Here is a 17515-nt window from a genome sequence, read left to right as displayed (position 1 = left end):
TAGCGGCATGACCGAAAGAGGTTCGCCATGAAAGAAGGTATTCACCCGAAGTACGAAGAGATCACCGCCACCTGTTCCTGCGGTAACGTGATCAAGACCCGCTCCACCGTGGCCCAGGATCTGCAGCTGGACGTATGTTCACAGTGCCACCCGTTCTACACCGGTAAGCAGAAGGTTATGGACACCGGTGGTCGTATCGATCGCTTCAACAAGCGTTTCGGTGGCCGTATCGGCGGCAAGAAAGCCTGATATCGACCTCTGCACGCAAAAAAGCGCCTACGGGCGCTTTTTTTGTGGCCGATTTAACACATGTCGCGTTCAGCGATATACGCAATTAGCCCTATTGACTGATCACAAAATGCGCTGTTGCCACTTGTCGTTTCGGGACGGGCGGGCCATAATGGCGCGCTCCGCTGGGGCAGACCCGGTGGATTATTACCTTTAAACGTGACAAACGGAACAGTGGCAATGTCTCAAGATCTGAAAGAAGCAGCCCTTGAATATCACGCCAAGCCGCGGCCTGGTAAGCTGAGTGTTGAAATCACCAAGCCGACCCAGACCTCCCGCGACCTTTCGCTGGCGTATAGCCCCGGGGTTGCCGAACCGGTCCGCGAGATCGCAAAGGACCCGGAGAATGCATACAAATACACCGCCAAGGGCAACCTGGTGGCTGTAATCTCTGATGGTTCCGCGATTCTTGGTCTGGGTAACCTGGGTCCGCTGGCAAGCAAGCCGGTAATGGAAGGCAAGGGCGTACTGTTCAAGCGCTTTGCCGGAATTGATGTGTTCGACATCGAGGTCAATTCCGAAAGCCCGCAGGCGTTTATTGAGACGGTCGAGCGTATCGCCGATACCTTTGGCGGTATCAACCTCGAAGACATCAAGGCACCGGAATGCTTCGAAGTCGAGCGTGCGCTGATCGAGAAATGTAACGTGCCTATCTTCCACGATGACCAGCACGGTACGGCAATCGTGACTGCAGCCGGCATGATCAATGCCCTTGAGCTGCAGGGCAAGAAGATTGAGGAGGCCAAGGTGGTGTGCCTGGGTGCCGGTGCGGCCGCCATTGCCTGCATGAAGCTGTTGATCAGCTGCGGTATTCGCTCTGAAAACATCTTCATGCTCGATCGAAAGGGTGTGATCCACTCTGGTCGTGACGATCTGAACCAGTACAAGGCGATGTTCGCCAACGAGACCGACAAGCGTACTCTCGACGATGCCATTGATGGCGCGGACGTGTTCCTGGGTCTGTCAGGCCCGGATCTGCTGTCGGCAGACCAGCTCGAGAAAATGGCTCCGAACCCCATCGTGTTTGCGTGCTCCAACCCGGATCCGGAAATCAGCCCGGAAGTGGCGCTGGCTACCCGTGATGACCTGATCATGGCGACCGGCCGCTCCGACTATCCGAACCAGGTGAACAACGTGCTGGGCTTCCCGTTCATCTTCCGGGGCGCACTGGACGTTCGTGCCACTGCCATCAACGAGGAGATGAAGGTAGCGGCTGTCAACGCCATCCGTGAACTGGCTAAGGAGCCGGTGCCGCAGGAGATCTGCGAAGCCTATGGCGTAGACAAGTTCGAGTTTGGCAAGGAATACATCATTCCGAAGCCGATGGATGTTCGTTTGCTGGAAGTGGTTCCGGCTGCGGTGGCTCGTGCAGCAGTGGATTCCGGTGTTGCCCGGAACCCGTACCCGGCTCACTATCCGCTCAAGTCCATGGACGATATTATCTGATTGTCCTCGGCGTATAAAAAAACCGGCGGTGATCCCGCCGGTTTTTTTGTGCGTGAAGGGGAGGGGCGTTTTCCGGTGCCTCCCTTTGCTGTCAGAAGAGTTGGCGCGAGAGGTCGTTGCCTCCGCCGTCACCACTGCCTCCATTATCGTCTTCAGCTGTCATCAAGGGTGGAGCTTCTTCCTCCTTGAACAGCTCGAATATTCCTTCTTCACCGGGTCTCGCCCGCTCACCGGTTTCCGGGTTGATGCGGACGTTCACGATGCCGTTCGGGCGGGGCATGACGGCTGGCGGTGCATCCTTGAGCGCAACTTGCATGTAATCGATCCAGACCGGCAGGGCGGTGCTGGCGCCATACTCTCCGCGGCCCAGTGGCGCCGGCTGATCGAAGCCGACCCACACGGTCGTCGCGATCTTGTGGTTGAAGCCGGCAAACCATGTGTCCCGCTGCTCGTTGGTGGTGCCGGTTTTTCCTGCAATATCACTTCGGCCCAGTGCCTGGGCGCGGCGGCCGGTGCCCCGACGGATCACGTCCTGCATCATCGAATGCAGAATATAGACCGAGCGCTCGTCGGCAAGCCGTTTCATGATGCGTACCGACGTCTCATCGCGGGTGTCAGTCAGGCCCTCGCTGGTCAGATCCTGCGGGTTGGTGCCGCTGTCGATTTCGGCTTCTTCGCTGAGCTCTTCCTCTGCAATCAGTTCGTCGCAATTGTTGTCGCAAAGGATGGTCTCCGGAGCCTCGTAGATGACCTCACCGTTCATGTCGCGAATTTCCTCGATGAGGTAGGGCTCTACATCAAAGCCACCGTTGGCGATGACGGCCTGGGCGCGGGCCAGTTGCATAGGGGTGATCAGGCCGCTGCCGAGAGCCAGGGACAGGTTGTCCGGCATGTTGTCGATAGGAATGCGGAGTTGCTTCAGGTTGTCGAGCGTGGTCCGGATGCCGACATCGCGCAGCAGACGAACCGAAACGAGGTTCTTGGAGCGGTAAAGGGCCTCACGCAGCCGCGTCGGGCCACCGAACCGGCCGGAAGAGTTCTCCGGGCGCCAGGCGGTTTCGAGTTCCGAGTCCTCGAAGACAATGGGGGCGTCGTTATAGATGGTCGCGGGGGTCATCCCGTTCTCAAGTGCGGTCAGATACAGGAATGGCTTGAAGGTTGAGCCGGGTTGACGACCAGCCTGAGTGGCCCGGTTGTATTTGCTCTGGTTGAAGCTGTAGCCGCCGGCGAGGGCGTCGATGGCGCCGGTGTCGGCCTCCAGGGAGATCAACGCGCCTTCCACTTTGGGTACCTGGCTCAGGGCGACTTTGACCGGCGTATTCCGGGGCTCGTCGTCCTCGCCGCTTTCCGGATTGATCGCGGCTGCGGCTTGCGGTTTGGCGTAGACCACGTCACCGACAGCAAGCACATCCGACGGTTTTTTCGGCGCGGGCCCGGTCAGGTCCTCGGTTTTGTAGCGTTTGGCCCAGGTCATGGTTTCAAAGGGCATGATGGCTTCGCCGATACCTCTGGCGTGGACGAGGACCTGCTGACCGTCGTCGTTGACGGAGGTGACGATCGCGGGCAGAAGGGACTCGACGCGGGGATAGTTCCTGGCCAGGTCGGAAAGTTTCTGGTCTTCAAGCTCCGACGGGTCCAGCTGGCCGATGGGGCCGCGGAAGCCGTGGCGCTTGTCATAAGCCTCCAGGCCGGCGCGCAGGGCATCGGTTGCCGCCTGCTGTTTATCGCTTTCTACGGTCAGGGTGACCGAGTAACCGTCGGTATAGGCGTCCTCCCCGAACCGGCGCACCATCTCGGCCCGCGCCATTTCCGCGACATAATCCGCGTCGACTTCTGCTTCTGTAGCATTGTAGCTGGCGGTCAGCGGGGCATTCACTGCCAGATCGTAAGCGTCGGCGGTGATGTAGCCCAGCTCCTGCATGCGTCCGAGGATCCAGTTCCGGCGGATCAGGGCCCGTTCCGCGTTGGCAAGCGGGTTATACGCGGATGGGGCTTTGGGTAAGCCTGCCAGCATGGCCATTTGCGCCAGTGTCAGCTCATTCACCGGCTTGTCATAGTAAACCTGTGCGGCAGCGGCTATACCGTAGGCCCGATTGCCCAGATAGATCTTGTTCAGGTACAGCTCGAATATACGATTCTTGTCGAGCTCACGTTCGATCTGAAGAGCCAGAAGTATCTCGTTGAACTTTCGTATAAAGGTGCGGTCCCGTGACAAAAAGTAATTTTTTGCAACCTGCATCGTTATGGTGCTGCCGCCGGACTGGATTTCGCCGGTGGAAACCAATTGCACTGCAGCCCGCATGAGGCCTTTGATGTCGACCCCGAAATGCTCGTAGAAGCGGGCATCTTCAGCCGCCATGAAGGCTTGTAACTGAATTGTAGGGATCTGTTCGATTGTGATTGGTGCCCTTCTCTTTTCACCGAATTCTGCTATTAATCTGTTGTCCTTGCTGTAGACCCTCAGTGGTGTCTGAAGCTGGATGTCCAGCAGCTGCTCGACCGGTGGCAGCCCGGGGCGAAGGTAAAGGTAGAAGCCTGATGCTGTAATAACGGCGACACTCAGGCCAGTTAGAAACAACCAGGCAAAAAGACGAGATGTACGCAACAAATGGGACATTTTTTTCTGACAACTGTTGGATATAGGTCTATCATTTGAGAAATTGCTTTAGGAAGAGTAACTCACTTCGCTGTTAAGCAATGCATCTCAAGAAGAAGAACAGGCATTGTAGACGGAAAACTGAAGAAATTCTCTTACATAAAAAACACATAAGTTATTTAACCGGGTGCATGTAACCAGGTATAGGGTGAGCGCGTGTTCGGATTGTTTGGAAAGAAATCCAGTGCAGTGCTGGGCGTGGATGTAAGTTCCAGCTCGGTCAAACTTCTGGAGCTGTCGAAGCAGGGCGGCCGATACAAGGTAGAAAGCTACGCTGTGGAGCCGTTGCCAGCGAATGCCGTGGTTGAAAAGAACATCACGGATGTGGAAGCAGTCGGCGAAGTTCTCAAGCGGGTAGCGTCCAAGTCACGTACCAGTCTGAAGCAGGTTGCGGTAGCCGTTTCAGGCTCTGCCGTGATAACCAAGCTGATCCAGATGGATGGCGGTCTCAATGAGTTCGAGATGGAAGATCAGATCGCTCTGGAGGCTGACCAGTACATTCCCTATCCCCTGGATGAAGTTGCCATCGACTTTGAAGTCCAGGGTCCGTCCGAGACCAATCCCGACCAGGTTGACGTGCTGCTGGCAGCCTGCCGCAAGGAAAACGTCGATATCCGGGAAGATGCGCTGGAGATTGCGGGCCTCACCACAAAGATCGTGGACGTGGAAGCCTATGCGCTTGAGCGTGCATACGCCCTGATCGAGCCGCAGCTGGATTCCCAGGGTGAGGAGCTGGTGGTCGCCATCGTCGATATCGGCGCGACCATGACCACGCTCAGCGTGCTTGCAGGCGGCGTCACCGTATACACCCGCGAACAGATCTTTGGCGGCAAACAGCTGACAGAAGAAATCCAGCGCCGCTACGGGTTGTCGCTGGAAGAGGCGGGTCTGGCCAAGAAACAGGGCGGCCTGCCTGATGATTATGAATCCGAGGTGCTGACGCCTTTCCGTGAAGCGGTGGTTCAGCAGGTTGCCCGGGCGCTCCAGTTCTTCTTCGGAGCCAGCCAGTATAACGCTGTGGATTACGTGGTTCTTGCCGGTGGTACTGCGTCGATTCAGGGTCTGATTGAAATGGTGGAGGAAAAGACCGGCACACCAGCATTGGTGGCGAACCCGTTTGCTGATATGGCCGTGGGGTCCCGGGTGAACGCATCTGCACTCAGTAATGATGCACCTTCACTGATGATTGCATGTGGCCTGGCAATGAGGAGCTTCGACTGATGGCAAAGATTAACCTCAGACCCTGGCGGGAAGAACTGCGCGCCGAGAAGCAAAAGCAGTTTGTGGCCATGATCCTGTTGGCTGCCATTATTGGCGCAGGTAGTGTGTTTCTCTGGAAAACCGATATGGACAACCGGATTGCCTACCAGCAGTCCCGCAACGCATACATAGAGACAGCCTCGAAAAAGCTCGATGCCCAGATCAAGGAGATCGAGAACCTGAAGCGCAAGCGTGACGAGTTGCTGGCGCGGATGCAGGTCATCCAGGACCTGCAGGGCAAGCGTCCGGTGATTGTCCGCGTATTCGATGAGCTGGTAAAAACCCTGCCGGACGGCCTGTTCTACACCGACCTGAAGAAAACCGGGGACAATATCCAGATCGTGGGGATGGCCGAGTCCAACAGCCGCATTTCCACCCTGATGCGTGACTTCGAGAAGTCTGACTGGTTCGCCGATCCCAACCTCTCCAATGTCGCAGCCGCCGACCAGCGCCGCGCCGGATACAGCCAGTTCAACCTGTCTGTGAAACAGAAAACCCCCGAGCCCGAAGGGGAGGATAAGTAATGAGCCTCGCGGACTCTCTCAAAAGCCTCAATGAATTTGATGTCAATGATCTGGACCTCAACAATGCCGGCATCTGGCCGACACCCGTCAAGGTCATTGTTGCCCTGATTGTATTCGGACTGATCGTCGGTGGCGGTTACTGGTTTTTCGTCAAGGATCAGTATGCCCAGCTCGAGCGGGTTCAGAAAACCGAGCAGGAGCTGCGCAAGAAATACGAGGAAAAGGCCTATCAGGTGGCCAACCTCGATGTGTTCAAGGCACAGATGGCGGAAATGGAGGAAACCTTTGGTGCGCTGGTACGTCAGTTGCCCAGTGAAACCGAGGTGCCCGGTCTGCTCGAGGATATTACCAATACCGCGCTTGGCAGCGGACTGGCGTTGCAGGAAATCAAACTGCAGCCGGAACAACAGCGTGATTTCTATGCCGAGTTGCCTATCAATATCCGGGTATCCGGCACCTATCACGAGTTGGCGTCATTTGTGAGCAGTGTCGCGAGTCTTCCGCGGATCGTGACCCTGCACGATCTAACCATCAAACCAACAGGCGGAGATGGAGAACAGCTTGATATGCAGGTTGTCGCTCGTACTTACCGCTACCGGGCTGGAGAGTGAGCATGGCAGCAAAGCATGCAGGTAAGGCCTGGCTGGGAGTGTGTCTGGTGTCCTTGTTGACAGCCTGCACCCAGGACAGCGGTTTTTCGGATCTGGATCAGTTCATGGCAGAAACCCGGGCCAAGCCCCGGGGGCACGTGGAGCCTCTGCCCGAATTCAAAGCGTATGAGGCGTTTACCTATTCGGCGGCAGATCGCCGTGCGCCTTTTGAGCCGCCGGTGGATGTCCAGCTGACCATGGTGGACGACCAGCCTGTCAGTGATGTCGAGCCGGATCTGGATCGGCCGCGCGAGGTTCTGGAGAACTTTGATCTGAAAGAGCTCAGTATGGTGGGTACCCTCCAGGGCCCGACCGGAAACCTGTTCGCGCTGATCCGGGATAGCTCCGGCGGTATTCACCGTGTTCGCGCTGGCAATTACATGGGTCGGAACTACGGCCGGATTGTGGGGGTCAGCGAAACACGCCTGGAACTGATCGAAATCGTTCCGAATGGCTCGGGCGGATGGGTCGAGCGTCCTCGTTCCCTGTCTCTGGATGAGGAACAAGGCTGAGGGGCGGCACAATGAAATTTGAAAGAAACATGCACGAACAAAAAGGTTTGGGGTCGAGGCTAGCGATGTTCAAAAAACTCAATGTATACGTTGGCGTGATTGCTTTGGGGTTGTTATCCGGCCTGGCCAATGCGGTCACGCTGGAAGACGTGTCGTTTTCCTCGCTGCCGGGAGAACGCCTGGAAGTTACTCTCCAGTTTGACGGGCAGCCGCCCGAGCCCTCCGGCTACACCATTGAGCGCCCGGCTCGTATTGCGGTGGATCTGCGGGGTACCACCAGCGGTCTGGACAGTCGCAGCATCCCTCTGGGAGGAGGCAATGCCCAGAGCATGACGGTCGTGGAGACGCCCGACCGCACGCGCCTGATTTTCAACCTGGTTGAGCTGGTGCCTTACGACACGGTTCGCCGCGATAATGCCCTGGTCATGACGATTGGGGGCGAGGGTTCGGTTCAGGCATCTGCGGGCAGCAGTACTGCCGCTCAGGCCACTTCCTCGCGCACCGCTCCCAATACCCTGGCAGGTGTGGACTTCCGCCGGGGCAAAGACGGTGAAGGCCGTGTCATTATCGATCTTGGTTCCAGCAGCACTCCGGTGGATCTGTCCGAACTCGGCGGCCGAATCCGTCTCACCATGCCAGAGCTGTCGGTTCCGGAGAACCTGCGCCGTCGACTGGACGTTACCGATTTCGCGACCCCGGTAACCCGCATCGACACCTACACCGAAGACGGCAACGCCGTGGTCGAGATCCGCCCCGAGGGTAATTACGACTACATCGCTTACCAGTCCGGCAGCGAGTTCACCGTAAGTGTGGAGAAACTGACCGAGCAGGAAGCGGAAGCGCGCCGGGAAGAGAAATTCCCGTACACCGGCGAAAAACTGTCCCTGAACTTCCAGGACATTGAAGTTCGTTCGGTGCTGCAGCTGATCGCCGACTTCACCGGCCTGAACCTGGTTGCCAGTGATACCGTGAGCGGCAGCATTACCCTGCGCCTGCAGAATGTTCCCTGGGACCAGGCCCTGGATCTGATTCTCAAGACCAAGGGGCTGGACAAGCGTCAGATCGGTAACGTGCTGCTGGTTGCTCCTGCCGACGAAATTGCGGCCCGGGAGAAGCTGGAGCTTGAAACCACCAAACAGATCGCCGAGCTGGCGCCGGTTCGCCTCGACATCATCCAGGTCAACTACGCCAAGGCGGGTGACATCGTCGAGCTGATCAAGGCCGACGAAGAGCTGATCTCGGATCGCGGCTTCGTGTCCTCGGATGTGCGCACCAATACCATCAGCGTGCGTGAGACCTCCGAGAAGCTCGAGGAGATCCGCCGGTTGGTGTCTACGTGGGATGTGCCGGTGCGTCAGGTGTCCATTGAAGCGCGCATCGTCCGTGCCCAGACCAACGTCGCGGAGAACCTCGGCATTCGCTGGGGTGGTGCAGCCTACGATGTGAGTGGCGACAATGTGTTCACCATCGGTGGTTCCCAGGGAACCCTGCAGGAGGCCCGGGATGCTGCATCCGGCACCGACAGCACGATCACGTTCCCGGGAGCGCTGGCCGTGGACCTGGGCGTGACTGGCGAGGGCGCTTCCTCGTTCGCTATAGGCTGGGGCAGTGACGACTTCCTGGTAGATTTGGAGCTGTCCGCCCTGGAAAGCGATGGTCAGGCCGAGGTGGTTTCCCAGCCGCGCGTTGTGACGGCAGACCGTCAGACCGCGTCCATCAAATCCGGTGAGGAAATCCCTTACCAGGAGGCCTCCTCCAGTGGCGCCACCTCGGTATCTTTCAAGGAGGCGGTGCTGTCCCTGGAGGTAACGCCGCAGATCACTCCGGATGACAAGATCATAATGGATCTGGTGGTGAATCAGGATTCCCGTGGCGAGGTCACTGCCGGTATTCCGTCCATCAACACCAATGAGGTAACGACTCAGGTGCTGGTAGGCAACGGTGAAACGGTTGTTCTCGGCGGCATCTTCCAGTCCGAGGTTGCCACCCAGGTCACCAAGACGCCGTTCCTTGGAGATATTCCCTACCTGGGCCGGCTGTTCAAGCGGACCGAGCACATCGACGAGCGCAGTGAATTGCTGATTTTCATCACACCGAAAATCATCAAGAGCGATCTGCTCCGGTAACCGTCCTGCCGAAGTCAAAAGCCGCCGCGTAAAACCGGCGGCTTTTTTTGTGATATTCTCACCCGCCTGAAACCTGTTGAGCGGAAGTTATGTCTTTGCCCAAACGCATTGTTCTGGTTGGCCCGATGGGCGCCGGGAAAAGTACCATCGGTCGCATGCTGGCCCGGGAGCTGGGCTACCGTTTTCTTGATACCGACCGGATTATCGAAGAGCGGTGCGGCGCCAATATCCCGTGGATTTTTGATGTTGAGGGCGAAGATGGGTTCCGGCAGCGGGAGACCGCCATGCTCCGGGAACTTTCTGCTGAGCCTCAAACCGTACTTGCTACCGGTGGTGGCGCAGTAATGCGCCCCGAAAACCATCCGTTGCTGAAGCGGGACTCGATCGTGATTTACCTCAAGACCTCGATCGACCAGCAGGTTGAGCGTACCCGCAAAGACAGGAACCGGCCGCTTCTGCAGAATGACGATCCCGAAGGGGTTTTGCGTCGACTGTTTGAAATCCGGGACCCGATTTACCGGCAGCTGGCAGACGTTGTGATGCATACGGACCGTAAGAGTCCACGGCTTGTTGTCCGGCAGCTGATCAATCGCATTAACCCCAGAACGCCACGGCATCGGCGCCAGGTGCGTAAGGAAGGTCGCAACCATGTCTGAGATATTCCGGGAGCTCACCGTTGATCTTGGTGAGCGCAGCTATCCGATCCGTATCGGTTCAGGGTTGTTGGGTGAGGCTGATCTTTCCCCTTACGTGGTTGGTTCCCAGGTCATGATCGTGACCAACGATACGGTCGCTCCCCTGTACCTGGATAAAGTCCGGGGCTGTTTTCCGGGCAAGCAGGTCGATACGGTCGTGCTTCCCGACGGGGAAAAGTTCAAGGACTGGCAGACACTCAACCGGATTTTCGATGCATTGCTGGAGCATCGGCACAGTCGCAAGACGACGCTGGTGGCTCTCGGTGGTGGCGTAGTGGGTGATATGGCCGGGTTTGCCGCAGCCTGCTACCAGAGAGGGGTTCCGTTTATCCAGGTGCCGACGACACTGCTGTCCCAGGTTGACTCCTCTGTCGGCGGCAAGACCGGGATCAATCACCCGCTTGGCAAGAACATGATCGGGGCATTTCACCAGCCTCAGATTGTTCTGATTGATACGGATACGCTGCAAACCCTGCCGCCACGGGAAGTGTCCGCGGGGCTGGCAGAGGTGATCAAATACGGACTGATCCGGGATAAAGAGTTTCTGGGCTGGCTCGAAGGAAATATGGAGGCTCTTGTCGGGCTGGAGGCGGGTGCGCTCGCGGAGGCGATCTACCGCTCCTGTGCCTGCAAGGCGGAAGTTGTGGCACTTGATGAAAGAGAGGGTGGGCTGCGAGCCATTCTCAACCTTGGTCATACCTTTGGCCACGCGATTGAAACCTTCTCTGGCTACGGAAACTGGCTCCATGGCGAGGCCGTGGGAACTGGCATGATCATGGCGGCTGATCTCTCGGCGCGGGAGGGGATGATATCCAGTGAAGACTATCGTCGGACGCTTGGTATTATCCTGAGTGCCGGGCTTCCCGAAATGCCTCCGGAAGGAATGACGCCCGAGGATTTCATGCGTCTGATGGCGGTCGACAAGAAAAACGTGGATGGCAATCTCCGTCTGGTCTTGCTGCGCAGTATCGGAGACGCCTTTGTGACCGCCGATACCCGAAAAGATAACCTCTTAGCGACCCTCGACGCATTCTGCCAGTGATCCTGTTTCGCCAGGGTCCGCTTATACTGGAGCTTTAAATCGGGCATTTTACATAAATCTATCTGCGCTATTGCAATGCCCTTGCTCTCCCCTAAACTTTAGGCTGGTTTGAATACGTAGTTCTACGTGTGTAAAATAGCCGGCCCCTTTTTTCAGTGTCAGTACGTTTATGCACCAAATCGGTGCGCATGTTTCTGATTGAAAAGCATTTCTACGCGAGAGAACGCTTATGATGACAGGTTTGTATCATCCCGATGAATTCAGGGACAACTGTGGATTCGGTCTCATTGCCCACATGAAGGGCGAGGCCAGTCACAAGTTGTTGCAAACTGCCATCGAGTCGCTGACCTGCATGACCCACCGCGGTGGTATCGCTGCAGACGGAAAGACAGGCGATGGTTGTGGCCTCCTGATCCAGAGCCCGGATGCATTTCTCAAGAAAGCCGCCAAGGCTGCCTTCGGCAAGGAGCCAGGGGACTTGTTTGCGGTAGGGCAGGTGTTCCTGAACCCGGATGAAAACAAGGCTGCTGCCGGTCGTGCAGCGCTTGAAAAGCGTCTCACAGAGCAAGGCCTTGAGGTTATGGGCTGGCGTGAAGTGCCGGTCGATGACAGCTGCCTGGGGCCAATGGCATTGGATTGTCTGCCCAGAATCGAGCAGGTTTTTGTGGTGCCGGCCGGAAAAGCCGAGAAAGAATTCTCGATCAGCCTGTTCATTGGCCGCCGTCACGCCGAACGAGACATGGCAGATGATTCCGAGTTCTACATCTGCAGTCTGTCCCACCGCACGCTGGCCTACAAAGGCCTGATGATGCCGGCGGATCTGGCTAACTTCTACAAGGATCTGGGTGATCCGGACCTGCAAACCGCTATTTGCGTTTTCCACCAGCGGTTCTCCACCAACACGATGCCCAAGTGGCCGCTGGCCCAGCCGTTCCGTTACCTGGCCCACAATGGTGAGATAAACACCATTGACGGCAACCGGAACTGGGCCATTGCCCGCGCTGCGAAGTTCAGCTCACCGGACCTGCCGGATCTCCAGACCCTGCAGCCATTGGTCAACCTGACCGGTTCAGACTCGTCCAGCATGGACAACATGCTCGAGGTGCTGTTGGCCGGTGGCGTCGACCTGTTCCGCGCCGTGCGTATGATGATTCCGCCCGCCTGGCAGAACGTTGATACCATGGACTCCGAGCTGCGTGCCTTCTACGAGTACAACTCCATGCACATGGAGCCGTGGGACGGACCGGCCGGGCTGGTAATGTCGGATGGCCGCTATGCCTTGTGCATGCTCGATCGCAACGGCCTTCGTCCGGCCCGTTGGGTCATTACCAAGGATGATTTCATCACTCTGGCTTCCGAGATTGGCACCTACGGCTATGAGCCGGATGATGTCGTCGCTAAAGGGCGTGTCGGCCCGGGGCAGATGCTGGCGATCGATACCGAATCCGGTGAGGTCCTGCATACCAGTGACATTGACCAGCGCCTGAAAACCGCACAGCCGTACAAGCGCTGGCTGCGTGAAAATGCCCTGCGCGTGGAAACCACCCTGAACCAGGACACCCCGGAATTCAAACTGATGGATTCCGACGAGCTCCTGGTGCACCAGAAGATGTTCAACATCTCCTTCGAAGAGCGTGATCAGGTGCTCCGTCCGCTGGCTGAAAACGGTCAGGAGGCCGTGGGCTCCATGGGTGACGACACGCCCATGGCCGTGCTGTCCAGCAAGGTGCGTCATGTGGCGGACTATTTCCGCCAGAAGTTCGCCCAGGTGACCAACCCGCCGATTGACCCGCTGCGTGAGGCCATCGTTATGTCCCTCGAGACCTGTCTCGGGGCGGAGCGAAATGTTTTCGAGGAAACGGCTGACCATGCTGACCGGATCATCCTGACCACACCGGTGCTTTCACCGGCCAAGTTCCTCCGTATCAGCAATAATGACCGGCCGGGTTTCGAGGTGGCACGGATTCCCATGAGCTACCGTCCGGAGCTGGGGCTGGAGCAGGCCGTTCGCGACGTGTGCGATCGTGCCGAGCAGGCGGTACGTGACGGTAAAGTGCTGCTGATCCTGACCGACAAGGACCTGAAAGAGGGTGAGCTTCCGGTGAATGCCCTGATGGCAACCGGTGCTGTTCATCACCACCTGGTCAACAAGGGCTTGCGCTGTGACTCCAACATCATCGTTGAAACCGGCTGGGCGCGGGATCCGCACCACTTTGCTGTGCTCTTTGGTTTTGGCGCCACGGCAGTCTATCCGTACCTGTCCTACCAGGTTCTGAATGACCTGATCCGCACCGGGGAAGTGCTGATTGACCCGATCGACGCCAAGAACAACTATCGCAAAGGCATCAACAAGGGGCTGTTGAAGATCCTGTCCAAGATGGGCATCTCCACCATCACCTCCTACCGTGGCGCCCAGCTGTTCGAGGCTATCGGTCTGGCCGATGAGGTCGTGGATCTTTGCTTCAAGGGTGTACCGAGCCGAATTCAGGGGGCGGGCTTCATCGACTTCCAGGAAGACCAGGAAAAACTGGCATCTGTTGCCTGGAAGGCGCGAAAGCCACTGTCCCAGGGTGGTCTGCTCAAGTACGTTCACGGCCAGGAATACCATGCCTTTAACCCGGACGTCGTGGGTAAGTTGCAGGAGGCCGTGACCAGTGGCGAATACGGTCACTACAAGGAGTACGCCGGCCTGGTCAACGAGCGCCCGGTGGCAACCCTCCGGGACCTGCTCACGTTCCGTAGCGACCTCGAGCCGGTCGATATTTCCGAGGTCGAGCCGGTCGAGAACATCTTCCCCCGCTTCGACTCCGCGGCGATGTCCCTCGGGGCCCTTTCTCCGGAGGCCCATGAAGCCCTGGCGGTGGCCATGAACACCCTTGGCGGGCGTTCTAACTCCGGTGAGGGTGGTGAGGACCCGGTCCGGTACGGCACTGAAAAGCGTTCGAAGATCAAGCAGGTGGCGTCCGGTCGTTTTGGCGTAACTGCCGAGTACCTGCGTAGCGCCGATGTCATGCAGATCAAGGTGGCTCAGGGTGCCAAGCCGGGTGAGGGTGGCCAGCTGCCGGGTGGCAAGGTCAACGACCTGATTGCGCGCCTGCGGTATTCCGTGCCCGGCGTCACGCTGATTTCTCCGCCGCCGCACCACGATATTTACTCCATCGAGGATCTGGCACAGCTGATTTTCGACCTCAAGCAGGTCAACCCGGAAGCGCTGGTTTCCGTTAAGCTGGTCTCCGAGCCTGGTGTCGGTACCATTGCGGCCGGTGTTGCCAAGGCCTATGCCGATCTGATCACGGTGTCCGGCTACGACGGCGGCACCGCGGCCAGTCCGCTGACTTCCATCCGTTACGCCGGCTCCCCCTGGGAGCTGGGCCTGACGGAAACCCAGCAGGCGCTGCGCGCCAACGACCTGCGCGGCAAGATCCGGCTGCAGACCGACGGCGGCATCAAGACCGGCCTGGATGTGGTCAAGGGTGCCATCCTCGGTGCCGAGAGCTTCGGCTTCGGTACCACACCGATGGTGGCACTGGGCTGTAAGTACCTGCGGATCTGCCATCTGAACAACTGCGCCACCGGTGTCGCAACCCAGAATGATCACCTCCGGGAAGAGCACTTCAAGGGCACGGTGGAAATGGCCATGAACTTCTTCCGCTTCGTGGCGGAGGAAACCCGCGAGTGGATGGCCCGGCTGGGTGTGCGTAGCCTGGAAGAGCTGGTCGGTCGTGTCGATCTGCTGGAGCGTCTGCCGGGTGACACGGAACGGCAGAAGAAGCTGGATCTAACCCGCCTGCTGGAGAATGACAGCATCCCTGCGGACAAGCCCCAGACTTGCCAGGTGGACCGGAACCATCCGTTTGACCGTGGCGTGCTGGCTGAACAGATGGTGAAGGACACCGCCGCCGCCATCGAGAACAAGTCCGGTGGCGCCTGGTCCTACCGGGTGACCAACTGCGACCGGTCGATCGGTGCCCGACTGTCCGGCGAGATTGCCGAGCGGCATGGCAACCAGGGTATGGTTGATGCCCCGATCACGCTGGACCTGACCGGTACCGCCGGCCAGAGCTTCGGTGTCTGGAACGTGGGCGGTCTTAACCTGATCCTCGAAGGCGATGCCAACGATTACGTGGGCAAGGGCATGACCGGTGGCAAGCTGGTGATCAAGCCGCCCCGTAACAGTGGGTTCAAGAGCCAGGAAACCTCCATCATGGGCAATACCTGCCTGTACGGTGCAACCGGAGGCAAGCTGTTTGCCGCTGGTACCGCCGGTGAGCGTTTCGCGGTCCGTAACTCCGGTGCCCATGCCGTGGTAGAGGGTGCGGGTGATCACTGCTGTGAATACATGACCGGCGGGCTGGTAACCGTGTTGGGTAACACCGGGCACAACTTCGGTGCCGGTATGACCGGCGGATTTGCCTACGTACTGGATCAGCACAATACCTTCGTGGACAAATACAACCACGAGCTGGTAGAGATTCAGCGTATTTCCAGCGAGGACATGGAGTCCTACCGCAACCACCTGCGTGGTGTCATCCGTGAACATATCTCGGAAACCGGCAGTGAGTGGGCGGAGCACATTCTTGAGAATTTTGACGACTACATCGGCCGTTTCTGGCTGGTAAAGCCCAAGGCGGCGAACCTGCGCAGCCTGCTGGCCAGTACCCGGGCGCGCCCGGAGTAACCGCCCGGTTCGAAGAGGTTTAGGGGTGCGCGGCGGGTCCGGCGCCCCGGTCGAAATTGAGCTGATGAGAGCATCATGATGAAAGAACGACTGAGTAACGACTTCCAGTTTGTCGAAGTTGGGCGGATCGACCCCAAGAAGGTTCCGGCCAAGAAACGGAAGAAAGAGTTTGGTGAAATCTACCACCCGTTCACGGCGGACAATGCCGCAACCCAGGCCCATCGATGCCTTGAGTGCGGCAACCCGTACTGCGAGTGGAAGTGCCCGGTACACAACTATATCCCCAACTGGCTGAAGCTGGTCTCTGAGGGCAACATCATGAAGGCGGTGGAGCTGTGTCATCAGACCAACTCCCTGCCGGAAGTCTGTGGCCGGGTGTGCCCGCAGGACCGTCTGTGCGAGGGGGCCTGTACCCTGAATGACGGTTTCGGAGCGGTCACCATCGGTTCCGTTGAGAAGTACATTACCGATACCGCCTTTGCCCTGGGCTGGAAGCCCGATATGTCCCGGGTGAAGTGGACCGACAGGAAGGTTGCAGTGATCGGGGCGGGCCCCGCCGGCCTGGGGTGTGCCGATATTCTCGTGCGTAACGGCGTCAAGCCGGTGGTATTCGATCGGTACCCGGAGATCGGCGGCCTGCTGACCTTCGGTATCCCCGAGTTCAAGCTGGAAAAGTCCGTGATGTCCCGTCGCCGGGAAGTCTTCGAGGAGATGGGCGTGGAATTCCGTCTGTCCACCGAAGTCGGTAAGGATGTCCAGCTCAAGGACATCATCGATGAATACGATGCGGTCTTCATGGGTATGGGCACCTATACCTACATGAAGGGCGGATTCCCGGGTGAGAACCTGCCGGGCGTTTATGATGCCCTGCCGTTCCTGGTGTCCAACGTCAACCGTCGCCTGGGTTTCGAGAAGGATCCGGCAGATTTTATCGACATGAAGGGCAAGCGGGTCGTGGTACTTGGTGGTGGTGACACCGCCATGGACTGTAACCGCACCTCCATCCGTCAGCAGGCTGAGAGCGTGACCTGTGCCTATCGCCGGGACGAGGCCAACATGCCGGGTTCCCGCCGTGAGGTGGCCAATGCCAAGGAAGAAGGGGTGAAGTTCCTGTTCAACCGTCAGCCGATCGCGATCATTGGTGAAGACCGTGTCGAAGGCGTGAAAGTGGTCCAGACCCAGCTTGGTGAACCCGACGAGAATGGCCGCCGGCGCCCGGAAGTGGTGCCCGGTAGTGAGGAAGTGATTCCGGCCGACGCCGTTCTGGTCGCCTTTGGTTTCCGCCCGAGTCCGGCGGACTGGTTCGATGAGCAGAAGATTGATACCGACGATTCCGGCCGTGTGACCGCGCCGGAGGAAGCGGATTTTGCCTTCCAGACCAGCAACCCGAAGATCTTCGCCGGCGGCGACATGGTCCGGGGTTCCGACCTGGTGGTCACTGCCATCTGGGAAGGTCGCCAGGCCGCCGAAGGTATCCTCGACTACCTGGATGTCTGAGGCGCTTGCTCGGGGTGGCAAACACGGGGTCATATGAAGGATTTCATCTGCCCCCGCCTTCACCCCTCAGGGGTCTGAAGAAAACCTTCTTCTGACCCCAAGTTAGCGACATTCTCCAAGAGGGGGCGGAAGAACGCGTTC

12 protein-coding genes are annotated in these 17515 nt (G+C 58.3%); 11 read left to right on the top strand and 1 reads right to left on the bottom strand.

The window, feature by feature from the left end; all coding sequences use genetic code 11:
• The first annotated feature begins 27 nt into the window (after positions 1-27).
• Positions 28-249, top strand: a complete 222-nt coding sequence (rpmE, locus tag MD273_RS16485) for a 50S ribosomal protein L31 (RefSeq protein ID WP_239038905.1) — start codon at positions 28-30, stop codon at positions 247-249.
• A gap of 219 nt (positions 250-468) precedes the next feature.
• On the top strand, positions 469-1734 hold the full coding sequence (locus tag MD273_RS16480) for a malic enzyme-like NAD(P)-binding protein (RefSeq protein ID WP_239038904.1): 1266 nt from the start codon (positions 469-471) through the stop codon (positions 1732-1734).
• 91 nt (positions 1735-1825) lie between these two features.
• Here MD273_RS16480 and MD273_RS16475 read toward each other — a convergent pair whose 3' ends face one another.
• The gene (locus MD273_RS16475) at positions 1826-4351 is read right to left on the bottom strand and encodes a penicillin-binding protein 1A (protein ID WP_239038903.1); all 2526 of its coding nucleotides are present in this window, start codon (positions 4349-4351) and stop codon (positions 1826-1828) included.
• Between the two features lie 195 nt (positions 4352-4546).
• Between MD273_RS16475 and MD273_RS16470 the strand changes: the two genes are divergently transcribed.
• From MD273_RS16470 to MD273_RS16430, 9 genes are all read left to right on the top strand, one after another.
• On the top strand, positions 4547-5611 hold the full coding sequence (locus MD273_RS16470) for a pilus assembly protein PilM (protein ID WP_239038902.1): 1065 nt from the start codon (positions 4547-4549) through the stop codon (positions 5609-5611).
• A complete protein-coding gene (locus MD273_RS16465; protein WP_239038901.1) occupies positions 5611-6174 on the top strand; it encodes a PilN domain-containing protein in 564 nt (187 codons plus the stop codon). Before MD273_RS16470 ends, MD273_RS16465 begins: the two co-directional genes overlap by 1 nt.
• On the top strand, positions 6174-6785 hold the full coding sequence (locus MD273_RS16460) for a type IV pilus inner membrane component PilO (protein ID WP_239038900.1): 612 nt from the start codon (positions 6174-6176) through the stop codon (positions 6783-6785). Before MD273_RS16465 ends, MD273_RS16460 begins: the two co-directional genes overlap by 1 nt.
• A 2-nt stretch (positions 6786-6787) precedes the next feature.
• Positions 6788-7336, top strand: coding sequence for a pilus assembly protein PilP (locus tag MD273_RS16455; RefSeq protein WP_239038899.1), 549 nt, complete (start codon positions 6788-6790; stop codon positions 7334-7336).
• Between the two features lie 65 nt (positions 7337-7401).
• On the top strand, positions 7402-9462 hold the full coding sequence (locus MD273_RS16450) for a type IV pilus secretin PilQ (RefSeq protein ID WP_239038898.1): 2061 nt from the start codon (positions 7402-7404) through the stop codon (positions 9460-9462).
• 89 nt (positions 9463-9551) lie between these two features.
• Entirely contained in the window at positions 9552-10118 is a 567-nt protein-coding gene (gene aroK, locus MD273_RS16445; RefSeq protein WP_239038897.1) for a shikimate kinase AroK, read from the top strand.
• Entirely contained in the window at positions 10111-11199 is a 1089-nt protein-coding gene (gene aroB / locus MD273_RS16440; RefSeq protein WP_239038896.1) for a 3-dehydroquinate synthase, read from the top strand. The genes aroK and aroB overlap by 8 nt, the downstream gene beginning before the upstream one ends.
• Positions 11200-11428: 229 nt before the next feature.
• Positions 11429-15877, top strand: a complete 4449-nt coding sequence (gene gltB, locus MD273_RS16435) for a glutamate synthase large subunit (protein ID WP_239038895.1) — start codon at positions 11429-11431, stop codon at positions 15875-15877.
• A gap of 78 nt (positions 15878-15955) precedes the next feature.
• Positions 15956-17374 (top strand): glutamate synthase small subunit GltD family protein, encoded by a 1419-nt coding sequence (locus tag MD273_RS16430; protein WP_239038981.1) that lies wholly within the window; start codon positions 15956-15958, stop codon positions 17372-17374.
• Positions 17375-17515 lie beyond the last annotated feature (141 nt).

This window comes from Marinobacter sp. C7 (assembly GCF_022343555.1).
Lineage (GTDB): Bacteria > Pseudomonadota > Gammaproteobacteria > Pseudomonadales > Oleiphilaceae > Marinobacter.
The sequence above is the reverse complement of the archived record's forward strand: the minus strand, read 5'-3'. Positions and strand labels throughout refer to the sequence as shown.